The sequence below is a fragment of the Streptomyces sp. NPDC051310 genome, from assembly GCF_044455245.1.
GTDB lineage: Bacteria > Actinomycetota > Actinomycetes > Streptomycetales > Streptomycetaceae > Streptomyces.
Genome location: NZ_JBITEO010000044.1, coordinates 1 through 12429, shown reverse-complemented (window position 1 = coordinate 12429; position 12429 = coordinate 1). Strand labels below are relative to the sequence as shown.

Genomic DNA, 12429 nt, shown 5'->3' with positions numbered 1-12429 from the left:
TCATCGAGGCCAGCGCCCATCCGGTGCTGACCATGGGCATCCAGGAGCTCGCCGACCGGTCGACGACGGATCGGGACGTCGTCATCGCCGGGACGTTGCGCAGGGGTGAGGGGGGTCTGCACCGGTTGTGGACCTCGATGGCGGAGGCGTTCGTCCGCGGCGTGACGGTCGACTGGAAGGCGGCCTACACCGCGCACGGCCTCACCACCCGCCGGATAGACCTGCCCACCTACCCCTTCCAACGCCGGCACTACTGGCTCGAAACCACCCCCCGAAGCCGTGATCGCCTTCACGGGGCCGAGCCTGCCGGGATAGAAGCCTGGCGTTACAAGGTGGTCTGGAAGGGGCTGCCGACGGAGGAGACGCCCCGGCTGTCCGGGCGCTGGCTGCTGGTGCTGCCGGAGGGCACGGACCCCGGCCCGGCGGATGACATCGCCGACGTACTCAGCCACCAGGGCGCCACCGTGCAGCGGTTGGTGGCCGATCCCGTGGCGCTGGGACGTGACGGGCTCGCCGCGCGGCTTTCCGGCACCTGGGACGGGATTCTCTCCCTCCTCCCGGCGGACGAGCGGCCGCACCCCGACCACCCCGCGCTCGACCGCGCCACCGTCGGTACGGTGCTCCTCGCACAAGCGGCGTCCGACGCCGGTACGGGCGCGCGGTTGTGGACCGTCACGCGCCGGGCCGTCGCCGTTGCGGCGGGAGAACAACCCTCCACGGCCGGTGCTCAGGTCTGGGGTGTCGGGCGTGGCATCGCCCTGGAACTGCCCACTGTGTGGGGAGGTCTGGTGGACCTCCCCGACGCGCCGGACGCCCGGTGCCTGCGCATGCTGGCCTGGGTGCTGGCAGCGACCGGTGCCGAGGACCAGGTGGCCGTACGAGCCTCCGGTGCTTACGGGCGCAGACTGGCACCCGCCGGGGGAGCGGCCGGTGCCGGCCGGGCGTACACGCCGCGGGGGACGGTGCTGGTGACGGGTGGTACGGGTGCGCTCGGTGGCCACGTGGCCCGGTGGCTGGCGGCGAACGGTGCCGAGCACCTGGTGCTCACCAGCCGGCGGGGCCGGGATGCCCCCGGGGCGGCAGCGTTGACGGCCGAGCTGGAGGCCCGGGGAGCCCGGGTGACGGTGGTGGCGTGCGACGTCGCCGACCGTGAGGCGCTGGCGGCGCTGCTGGACGAACATCCTCCCACCGCCGTGTTCCACACCGCCGGCGTACCCCACTCCGGTGCGTTCCTGGGCCTGCGTACCGACGGCATGGCCGACGTGTACGGCGGCAAGGTCGCCGGCGCCCGTCACCTGGACGAGCTGACCCGCGAGCGGGACCTGGACGCCTTCGTCCTGTACACGTCGGGCGCCGGCGTCTGGGGCAGCGGCGGGCAGACGGCGTACGGTGCGGCGAACGCGGCGCTGGACGCCCTCGCGGAGCGGCGGCGCGCCGACGGCCTGCCGGCCACCGCGATCGCTTGGGGCCTGTGGGGCGGAGGCGGCATGGGCGAGGGTGACGGCGAGGAGTTCCTCAGCGAGCGCGGCCTGCGTGCCATGTTTCCGGAGTCGGCCGTGGAAGCCCTCGGCGTGGCTCTGGAGCGTGGCGACACCTGCGTGGCTGTGACGGATGTCGACTGGCCCTGGTTCGCCCGGTCGTTCACCGCGTTCCGGCCGAGTCCCCTGATCGGCGACCTCGCCGGAACGGGTGGGGCGGGGGAGCGGTACGGGGACGGGGAGCAGAGCACCGACGAGCTGGGGTTCCTCGCGCGGTACACCGCGTGCGGTCCGGTCGAGCGGCAGGAGATGCTGCTCGACCTGGTCCGCCGGCAGGTGGCCGTCGTGCTGGGCCACGCGGGGCCCGAGGAGGTGCCGGCCGATCAGGCGTTCAGGGACCTCGGTTTCAGCTCGCTCACGGCCGTCGAGGTGGCCACCCGGCTGGGCCGGGCGGTGGGTGCCAAGCTGCCTCCCACCCTGGTGTTCGACCACCCGACGGCGGAAGCGGTCGGCGACCACCTGGCCGAGGTGCTGGAGGCGCGCGTAGCGGCGGAGGCGTCGCGGAGCGAGGAGCAGCGGATCAGGGCGGCGCTGGCGTCGGTGCCCGTGGACGCGCTGCGGGAGGCGGGGCTGCTCGACGGCCTGCTCGCCCTCGCCGCGGCACACGCACCGGGGGCCGGCCAGGCGGCGTCGGAGCGTTCCTCGGCGTCCACAGACGCCGCCGGACCCGCTGGTGCCGCCGGGCCCGCCGACCCGCTCGACTCCATCGACGAGTTGGACGACGACGCACTGATCGCGCTCGCCCTGGGCGAAGCCGGTTCCTGACCCGCGCCACGCCCCCGCGCCCCTCGCCGTCGACCCCCGTCCCCCCGACGCCGAACGCTCCCCCCCGACCCCGCAACCCCGTTCCCACCTTCCCGCCTCCCCACCTCCCTGTCCGTCCGTCCCCGTACGTACGGACCGCTCCGCCCCCGCTCCGAGAGGAACGCCCCCTCATGCCCCTGTCCTCCTCCCAGACCTCCACCGAGAAGCTGGTGGAGGCCCTGCGCACCTCCGTGAAGGAGGCCGAAAAGCTCCGGCGGCGCAACCGCGAACTCGAAGAAGCCGCCCACGAGCCCGTCGCCATCGTCGGGATGGCCTGCCGCTACCCCGGCGGCGTCGACTCGCCCGAAGCGCTGTGGGAGCTGGTCGCCGGCGGGACGGACGCGGTCGGTCCGTTCCCCACGGACCGCGGCTGGGACGTCGACGGCGTGTACGACCCCGACCCGGAGGCGCAGGGGACCACGTACTGCCGCGAAGGCGGCTTCCTGACCGGCGCCGCGGAGTTCGACGCCCCCTTCTTCGGCATCTCGCCGAGGGAGGCCGTGGTGATGGACCCGCAGCAGCGCCAGCTCCTCGAAGTGTGCTGGGAGGCCCTCGAACGGACCGAGCTCGATCCCCGGACCCTGCGGGGCAGCCGCACCGGGGTGTACGTCGGAGCGGCGCACTCGGACTACGCCTCCGACCCGGACCGGGTCCCCACGGGGTCGGAGGGGCACCTGCTGACAGGCAGCGCGGACGCGGTGCTGTCCGGGCGCGTGTCGTACGTCCTCGGGCTGGAAGGCCCCTCGATGACCATCGAGACGGCCTGCTCGTCGTCGCTCGTCGCGCTGCACGTGGCGGTCGCGGCGCTGCGCCGCGGCGAGTGCGACATGGCGCTGGGCGCGGGGGTGGCCGTCATGCCGGACCCGGCCGCGTTCGTCGAGTTCTCGCGGCAGAAGGGGCTGGCGGCGGACGGGCGGTGCAAGGCGTTCTCGGCGGACGCGGACGGCACCGGGTGGGCGGAGGGCGTCGGTGTGCTGGTGCTCCAGCGGCTGAGCGACGCGCAGCGGGACGGCCGCCGGGTGCTGGGGCTCGTGCGCGGCTCGGCCGTCAACCAGGACGGTGCCAGCAATGGCCTGACCGCGCCCAGCGGCCCGGCCCAGCGACGGGTCATCGAGCAGGCGCTGGCCGACGCCCGCCTGGCGCCCGACCAGGTGGACGCGGTGGAGGCGCACGGCACCGGCACCCGGCTCGGCGACCCCATCGAGGCGGGCGCGCTCCTCGGCACGTACGGCAGGCAGCGGAGCCCCGGCCGGCCGTTGTGGCTGGGGTCGTTGAAGTCCAACATCGGCCACGCGCAGGCGGCGGCGGGTGTCGGCGGGGTCATCAAAATGGTGCAGGCCATGCGCCACGGAGTGCTCCCGCGCACCCTCCACGCCGACACCCCGACACCGCACGTCGACTGGTCGGCGGGTGCGGTACGGCTCCTGACGGAGGCCGTCCCCTGGGAGGCGCGGGAGGGCAGCCCCCGGCGCGCCGCGGTCTCCGCCTTCGGCGTCGGCGGGACCAATGCCCACGTCGTGCTGGAGGAAGCACCCTCCCCAGGGCCGGCCCCCGCCACCGCCCCGGTCACTGCGCCCACCGGCGCGCAGGCGTCCCACTCGCCCGCCGCCGTGCCCTCGACCGCCCCCGTCCCCTCCCCGTCCACTGTTCCGGCCCTCACCCCCGGCCCCGCCCCAGCGCCCGCCGTCCCCACTCCCGTCCCCGCCCGGGCCCCCGTGGCATGGGTCGTCTCGGGCCGTGGGGAGGCCGCCCTGCGGGCCCAGGCCGACCGGCTCCACCGGCACCTGCGCGAGGCGCCGGACTTTGGTGCGCTCGACGTCGGTTACTCGCTGGCCGCCACCCGCAGCGCCTTCGAGCACCGAGCGGTCCTGCTCGGCTCCGACCGCGCCGACCTGACGGACGCCCTGCGCGCGGTCGTGGAAGGCCGTCGTACGCCCCAAGTGATCAGCGGGGTATGCCGGCGCGACGGCAAGCTCGCGTTCATGTTCACCGGACAGGGCAGCCAGCGCCCCGGAATGGCAGGCGACCTGCGCGCCGCCTTCCCGGTGTTCGCCACCGCCCTGGACGAGGTCGCCCGGCGGCTCGACCCCGGGCTGGAGCGGCCGCTGTCGGCCGTGCTGGACGCGGCGCCGGGCAGCCGGGACGCGGAACTGCTGGACCGTACGCGGTACACGCAGGCCGCGCTCTTCGCCGTGGAGGTGGCGCTGTTCCGGCTGCTGGAAAGCTGGGGCATGCGCCCGGACCGGCTGCTCGGGCACTCCGTGGGCGAGATCGCCGCCGCGCACGCCGCCGGGATCCTCGACCTGGACGACGCCTGCACGCTGGTCGCCGCACGGGGCCGGCTGATGGAGGAACTGCCGGAACGCGGAGCCATGGTGTCCGTGCGGGCGTCGGAGGCGGAGGTCCTCGACCTGCTGGCCGGCAGCACCGCACCGGTGGGCATCGCGGCGGTCAACGGGCCCGAATCCGTGGTGATCTCGGGCGCGGAGGAGCCGGTGACGGCACTGGCCGCGCGATTCGCCGCCCTGGGGCGCGCCACCAGGAAGCTCCGCGTGAGCCACGCCTTCCACTCGCCCCTCATGGACGGCATGCTGGCCGACTTCCGCCGCGTCGCCGAGGGCCTGAGCTACCACGCACCGCACATCCCGGTCGTCGCCCACGCGACCGGCGGGCGGCCCGTCGCCTCCGACGAACTGCGCCGTCCCGGCCACTGGGTCGAACACGTCCGGCGGACCGTCCGGTTCCACGACGGCGTACGGACGGCACGCGCCCAGGGCGTCACCACGTTCATGGAGCTCGGCCCGGGCGGCGCACTGACGGCGATGGCCGAGGAGTGCTTCGCCGACGACCCCGAGGTCACGCTGGTGCCCGTACTGCGCCGCCCTGCCCGGGGCGCCGGGGCTCCGGCGTCCGCGCCGCCCTCGGCGAGCACCACCGTGCTCCGGGCGGCCGCCACCGCGTACACCGCGGGTGCCGGCGTCGACTGGACCACGCTGTTCGCGGGTTCCGGTGCCCGGCGCGTCCCCCTGCCGGCGTACGCCTTCCAGCACCGCCGGTACTGGATCGAACCCGCCGCCCCCGCCCGGCGCGCGCTGCCCGACTGGAGCTACCGCATCACCTGGCGGCCCCTGTGCGCGGCGGCGCCGGGCGGGGACGGGCGCCGACCCCTCGCACCCACGGCCCCGGCCACGCCCACCTCGCCCCCGGCCCCCGCCCCCGTCCGGTACACCTCGCCCATCACCCCGACGCGCCCCGCCGGCCCCCGCCGCCTCTGGCTGCTGGTCCACCCCGACCGGGGCCGGGGCGCCGAGCTCGCCCGCTCGGCCGAGCGGGCCCTGGCCGGCGCGGGCGCCGTCGTCGTACCGCTCCCGGTCGACGTGGACTCGGCGGACCGGTCCTCGCTGGCCGCCGCTCTCGTACGGGCCCTGCCCGCTCCGCCGCCCCGAGGTGACATGGAGAGTGACACAGTCGCCCCCGTCCCGGGCGTGCTGTCGCTGCTCGGCGCCGATGATCGGGAGCACCCCCAGCACGGCCCGGTGGCCGCAGGAGTGCTGGCGACCCTGTTCCTGGCCCAGGCGATGGAGGATGAGGCGGTGCCCGCTCGCCTGTGGTGCGTGACCCAGGACGCGGTGGCCGTGGACCGCGACGAACGGCCCACGGGCGCCGGGGCGCAGCTGTGGGGGCTCGGCCGCACCGCCGCCCTCGAAATGCCGGTCCGCTGGGGCGGCTTGATCGACCTGCCGGGCTCCGCACAGGACGCCCACTGGGCCGAGGCGGTCCGGCTGCTCGACGGCCCCGAGGACCAGATCGCGGTCCGCGACTCCGGCGGCCACGGCCGCCGGCTGGTCCGCGCCGCGTCGCGACCGGGCGCCGCGCGCTACCGGCCGCGCGGCACGGTCCTCGTCACCGGCGGCACCGGGGCCCTCGGCGGGCACCTCGCCCGCTGGCTGGCCCGCAACGGCGCCGAGCACCTGCTCCTCATGGGCCGGCGCGGCGGCCGCGGCCGCGCGGCTGCCGCGCTCGAAGCCGAGCTGCTGGAACGGGGTGTCAAGGTGACGTTCGCCGCGTGCGACGTCGCGGACCGCGACGCGCTGGCCGAGGTGCTGGCCGCCGTCCCCGCGGACACCCCGCTCACCGCGGTCTTCCACGCCGCCGGCGTCCCACAGGTCAGCCCCCTGACCGGGACGGGCCCCGGGCTCTTCGCCGAGGTCTGCTCCGGCAAGGTCGCCGGCGCGCGGAACCTCGACGAACTGACGCGCTCCCACGACCTGGACGCGTTCGTGCTGTACGCCTCCGGGGCCGGGGTGTGGGGCAGCGCCGGACAGGGCGCGTACGCCGCCGCCAACGCCGAACTCGACGCCCTCGCCCAGCGCCGCCGCGCCGACGGGCTGCCCGCCACCTCCCTCGCGTGGGGCGTGTGGGCCGGGGAAGGCATGGGCGACGGCGACGGTGCCGCGTACCTGCGCCGCCGCGGCGTACGGGCCATGGCCCCGGCGACGGCGCTCGACGTGCTCGCCCGCTCCGTCGGCGGCGAGGACGCCTGCCTCACCGTCACGGACATGGACTGGCCCCGGTTCGCCGACGGCTTCACCGCCTTCCGGCCCAGCCCGTTGCTCTCCGAGCTGCCGGACACGCGCCAAAGCCCCGCCCACCCGGACGCCCCCGAGGAGGCGGCCGCACAGGGTGCCGCCACCCGCACCGCCCGGTCGGACGGAGGGCCCGGCCCCGCACGCCCGCGCATCGAGCGGCTCGACCCCCGCGAACGCCCCGCCGCCCTGCTCGCGCTGGTCCGGGACGAGACCGCCGACCTCCTGGGGCACCCGGACCCGCAGGACGTCCCGGCCGACGAGCGGTTCCTCCAGCTCGGCTTCGACTCCCTGGCCACCGTCCGGCTGCGCCGCCGCCTCGCCGCGGCGCTGGACGTCGAACTCGCCGCCACCGTCCTCTTCGACCACGACACGCCCCGTGCGCTCGCCGGCCACCTGGCCGGCCTGCTCGCCGCGGACCGGGACGACGGCAGCACCGACCGCACACCCGCCCGGACCGGTGGCGGCGCCGCGCAGCCACCGGTACGGAGCAGCTTCACCGCCCTGTACGAGGAGGCCGTCCGCAGCCGCCGGGTCGGCGAGGCCGTCGACCTCCTGGCCGCGGCCGCCGCCTTCCGCCCCGCCTTCCGGAGCCCCGACGAACAGCCCCTGACGCCGGTCGTCCTGAGCCGCGCCCCCGCCCCCGCCACACCGGCCCGGCCCGACCAGCCCGACCAGCCCGACCAGCCCGACCAGCCCGTCCGGCCCGACTGGCCCGACCAGCCCAACCAGCCCGACGGACCCGAGGAGCCCAGCCGGCAGACCTGGCAGACCTGGCCGACCGGGCACACCCGCCTGGGGGACCAGCCGACCGGGCAGAAGCCGACCGGCCGGCAGCGGACCGAGCAGGACCAGCAGCCCCGGCAAAACAACCAGCAGCCCCGGCAGGACCAGCAGGCCCGGCAGAACAACCAGCAGCCCCGGCCGCTCATCATCGGCTGCGCCGGCACGTCCGTCGCGTCGGGCCCGCACGAGTTCCTCTCCCTCGCCCGGGCCCTCGACGGCCGGTGCGACCTCACCGCGCTGCCCCAACCCGGGTTCGAGCACGGCGAGAAGCTGCCCGCCTCGCTCGACGTGCTCCTCGACGCGCAGGCCGCCGCCCTCGCCCGCCACACCGCCGGGCGGCCCTTCGTGCTGCTGGGGCACTCCGCGGGGGCCAACCTGGCCCACGCCCTCACCCGCCGGCTCGAAGAGCACGGCGGCGGGCCCGCCGCCCTGGTCCTCATCGACGTCTACACGCCCAGCGACCCCGGCGCGATGGGCGTGTGGCGCCACGAGATGCTCGAATGGGTGGCCGGGCGCTCCGCCGTCCCCCTGGACGACATCCGCCTGACCGCCATGGGGGCCTACCACCGGATGCTGCTCGACTGGCAGCCGGGGCCCACGCGCGCGCCCGTTCTGCACCTCCGGGCCTCCGCGCCCCTCGGGGAGTGGACCGGGGCGCCGGACGGCTGGCAGTCGCGCTGGGAGCACGCCCACACCACCGCGGCGCTGCCCGGAACGCACTTCACGCTGATGGGCCAGCACGCGCCCGCCACCGCACGGGCCGTCCTGGACTGGCTCGACGGCCTGCGCCCGACCGCCGCGGACGGCCGCCCGGCGACCGAAACCACCGACGACGAGAGGGACCAGTGAGCCCCGCACCGACCACGGAGGACCCGGCCGCCGCCGGGCGCCGTCTGCAACTGACCCGCGCAGCCCAGTGGTTCGCGGGCACCCAGGACGACCCGTACGCGCTCATCCTGCGCGCCGAGGCCACCGACCCGACCCCGTACGAGGAGCGGATACGGGCCCACGGGCCGCTCTTCCGCAGCGAGCTGCTCGACACCTGGGTGACGGCGAGCAGGGCCGTCGCCGACGAAGTCATCGCCTCACCCGCCTTCGACGGGCTCACGGCCGACGGGCGGCGCCCCGGCGCGCGGGAACTGCCGCTGTCCGGCACCGCGCTCGACGCGGACCGCGCCACTTACGCGCGGTTCGGGGCCCTCACCGCCTGGGGCGGGCCGCTGATGCCGGCGCCGCATGAGCGGGCGCTGCGCGAGTCGGCCGAACGGCGGGCCCACGCACTCCTCGACGGGGTGGAGGCCGCCCTTGCCGCCCAGGGTGCCACCGACGGCGCCGTCGACCTCGTCGACGCGTACGCCCGCAGGCTGCCCGCGCTGGTCCTCCGCGAACAGCTCGGCGTGCCGGAGGAGGCGGCGGCCGCCTTCGACGACGCGCTGGCCGGCTGCCGCCGCACCCTGGACAGCGTCCTGTGCCCGCAGCTCCTTCCGGACGCCGTGGCGGGGGCGCGCGCGGAAGCCGCATTGACGGCCGTACTGGCCTCCGTCCTGCGCGGGACGCCGGCCGGCCGGACACCTGACGCGGTCGCCGCCGCCCGCGCCCTGGCCGTCGGCGCCGCCGAGCCCACCGCCACCCTCGTCGGCAACGCCGTACAGGAGCTGCTGGCGCGTCCCGCACAGTGGGCCGAGCTCGTACGGGACCCGCGCCTCGCAGCCGCCGCGGTGACGGAGACCCTGCGCGTCGCCCCGCCCGTCCGCCTGGAACGGCGGGTCGCCCGCGAGGAGACGGACGTCGCCGGGCAGCACATCCCTGCCGGGGGCAGCGTCGTGATCCTCGTCGCCGCCGTCAACCGGGCACCTGCCGCACCCGCCGCCTCCACCGCCGTCGACCGAGCCCCCGCCGCCCCCGGGTCCGCGGACAGTGGCGGCGCCCCCACCGCCCCGCACGGCAGCGGCCGGCCCCGTACCTCCGCTCCCTTCGACCTCACGCGGCCCGCGGCCGCGGCCGCGCCCGGGCCGTTCGGGCTCCCCGGCAACCTGCACTTCCGCCTGGGCGGACCCCTGGTCAGCACGGTCGCCGAAGCCGCGCTCGGTGCGCTGGCCGCACGGCTGCCCGGTCTGCGCGCCGCCGGGCCGGCCGTCCGGCGCCGCCGCTCACCGGTGCTGCACGGACACGCCCGCCTCCCCGTCGCCGCCGACCGGACGGCCCGCGACCTGCCCGCCACCGTCCCGCAGAACTGAGGAGGGAGTGCCCCGATGCGTATCCTGCTGACGTCGTTCGCGCACAACACGCACTACTACAACCTGGTCCCCCTCGGCTGGGCGCTGCGCGCCGCCGGGCACGACGTACGGGTCGCCAGCCAGCCCTCGCTGACCGACAGCATCACCGGCTCCGGGCTGACCGCCGTCCCCGTGGGTGACGACGCGGCCATCGTCGAGCTGATCACCGAGATCGGCGACGACCTCGTCCTCTACCAGCAGGGCATGGACTTCGTGGACACCCGCGACGAGCCGCTGTCCTGGGAGCACGCCCTCGGGCAGCAGACGATCATGTCGGCCATGTGCTTCTCGCCGCTCAACGGCGACAGCACCATCGACGACATGGTGGCGCTGGCCCGTTCCTGGCAGCCGGACCTCGTCCTGTGGGAGCCCTTCACCTACGCCGGACCCGTCGCCGCGCACGCCTGCGGCGCCGCCCACGCCCGGCTGCTGTGGGGGCCCGACGTGGTCCTCAACGCACGGCAGCAGTTCACCCGGCTGCTCGCCGAGCGCCCCGTCGAGCAGCGTGAGGACCCGGTCGGCGAGTGGCTCATGTGGACGCTGGAGCGCCACGGCCTCGCCGCCGACGCGGACACGATCGAGGAACTGTTCGCCGGGCAGTGGACGATCGACCCCAGCGCCGGGAGCCTGCGGCTGCCGGTCGACGGCGAGGTGGTGCCCATGCGCTTCGTGCCGTACAACGGCGCCTCGGTCGTCCCCGCGTGGCTGTCCGAGCCGCTCACCCGGCCCCGGGTCTGCATCACCCTCGGTGTCTCCACCCGGGAGACGTACGGCACGGACGACGTGCCGTTCCACGAACTGCTGGCCGGACTGGCCGACGTGGACGCCGAGATCGTCGCCACCCTCGACGCGGGTCAGCTCCCGGACGCCGCGGGACTGCCCGGCAACGTGCGCGTCGTCGACTTCGTCCCGCTGGACGCCCTGCTGCCGAGCTGCGCCGCGATCGTCCACCACGGAGGCGCGGGCACCTGTTTCACGGCCACCGTGCACGGCGTCCCGCAGATCGTCGTGGCCTCCCTCTGGGACGCGCCGCTGAAGGCGCACCAACTCGCCGAGGCGGGCGCCGGGATCGCCCTGGACCCCGGGAAGCTGGGCGTGGACACCCTGCGCGGCGCCGTCGTGCAGGTGCTGGAGAGCCGCGAGATGGCCGCGGCGGCGCGCCGCCTCGCCGACGAGATGCTCGCCGCACCCACCCCGGCCGCGCTCGTCCCCCGCCTCGAACGCCTCACCGCCGCGCACCGCCGCGCCTGATCCCGTCCAAGGAGCCCCCCATGAACCTCGAATACAGCGGCGACATCGCCCGGTTGTACGACCTGGTCCACCAGGGCAAAGGCAAGGACTACCGGGCGGAGGCCGAGGAGCTGGCCGCGCTCGTCACCCGGCGCCGTCCCGGGGCCCGCTCGCTCCTCGACGTGGCCTGCGGCACGGGGATGCACCTGCGGCACCTCGGTGACCTCTTCGAGGAGGTGGCCGGGGTGGAGGTGTCCCCCGACATGCTGGCCATCGCGCAGCGGCGCAACCCGGAGGTCAGCATCCACCGGGGCGACATGCGGGACTTCGCCCTCGGCCGCCACTTCGACGCCGTGATCTGCATGTTCAGTTCCATCGGGCACATGCGCGACCAGCGGGAACTGGACGCGGCGATCGGCCGGTTCGCCGCACACCTGCCGTCCGGCGGGGTCGTGATCGTCGACCCCTGGTGGTTCCCGGAGACGTTCACCCCGGGGTACGTCGGCGCGAGCCTGGTCGAGGCCGAGGGCCGCACCATCGCGCGCTTCTCCCACTCCACGCTCGAGGACGGCGCGACCCGGATCGATGTGGACTACCTTGTCGGCGTACCGGGGGAGGGGGTGGAGCACTTGAAGGAGACCCATCGGATCACGCTCTTCGGGCGTGCGCAGTACGAGGCGGCCTTCGCCGCGGCGGGGTTGTCCGTCGAGTACCTCCCGCAGGCCGCCACCGACCGCGGACTCTTCATCGGCGTCCGGGCCTGAAGAGGCGACCAGGGATGGGGCACGGCATGGCACAGAGCAAGGCACACGGCAACGCACCGGGCGGGGGACACGGGATGCGGCACATCATCGAGGCGATCCGGTCGCTCTCCGGACAGGGGGGCTCGGCGGCGGCCGTCTCCGCCGACTTCGCGGCCCTCGAACTGCCCGAGTCCTTCCGGGCGGTGACCCTCCGCAAGGAGGAGGCGGAGATGTTCGCCGGGATGGCGAGCGCCGACAAGGACCCGCGCAAGTCGCTGCACGTCCAGGAGGTGCCGATACCGGAACTCGGCCCCGGCGAGGCGCTGGTGGCGGTGATGGCCAGTTCCGTGAACTACAACACGGTGTGGTCCTCGATCTTCGAGCCGGTGTCGACGTTCAGCTTCCTGGAGCGGTACGGGCGGCTGTCGCCGCTGGCCAAGCGCCATGACCTGCCGTACCACATCAT

Annotated in this window: 5 protein-coding genes and 1 pseudogene; all 6 read left to right on the top strand. The window is 75.7% G+C overall.

What is annotated here, in order from left to right:
* On the top strand, positions 1-2303 hold a 2303-nt coding region (locus ACIA79_RS33370; protein ID WP_399432179.1), incomplete at its 5' end, for a beta-ketoacyl reductase.
* 170 nt (positions 2304-2473) lie between these two features.
* On the top strand, positions 2474-8563 hold the full coding sequence (locus ACIA79_RS33365) for an SDR family NAD(P)-dependent oxidoreductase (RefSeq protein WP_399432178.1): 6090 nt from the start codon (positions 2474-2476) through the stop codon (positions 8561-8563).
* The gene (locus ACIA79_RS33360) at positions 8560-9951 is read left to right on the top strand and encodes a cytochrome P450 (RefSeq protein WP_399432177.1); all 1392 of its coding nucleotides are present in this window, start codon (positions 8560-8562) and stop codon (positions 9949-9951) included. Before ACIA79_RS33365 ends, ACIA79_RS33360 begins: the two co-directional genes overlap by 4 nt.
* 15 nt (positions 9952-9966) lie before the next feature.
* Positions 9967-11241, top strand: a complete 1275-nt coding sequence (locus ACIA79_RS33355; RefSeq protein ID WP_399432176.1) for an activator-dependent family glycosyltransferase — start codon at positions 9967-9969, stop codon at positions 11239-11241.
* A 20-nt stretch (positions 11242-11261) separates the two neighbouring features.
* A complete protein-coding gene (locus tag ACIA79_RS33350) occupies positions 11262-11984 on the top strand; it encodes a class I SAM-dependent DNA methyltransferase (RefSeq protein WP_399432175.1) in 723 nt (240 codons plus the stop codon).
* 74 nt (positions 11985-12058) lie between these two features.
* Positions 12059-12429, top strand: a pseudogene (locus tag ACIA79_RS33345) (crotonyl-CoA carboxylase/reductase); the annotation flags it as partial.

Coding starts and splice junctions, on each gene's coding strand:
- ACIA79_RS33365 (WP_399432178.1), top strand. CDS start 2,474: ATGCCCCTGTCCTCCTCCCAGACCTCCACCGAGAAGCTGGTGGAGGCC.
- ACIA79_RS33355 (WP_399432176.1), top strand. CDS start 9,967: ATGCGTATCCTGCTGACGTCGTTCGCGCACAACACGCACTACTACAAC.
- ACIA79_RS33350 (WP_399432175.1), top strand. CDS start 11,262: ATGAACCTCGAATACAGCGGCGACATCGCCCGGTTGTACGACCTGGTC.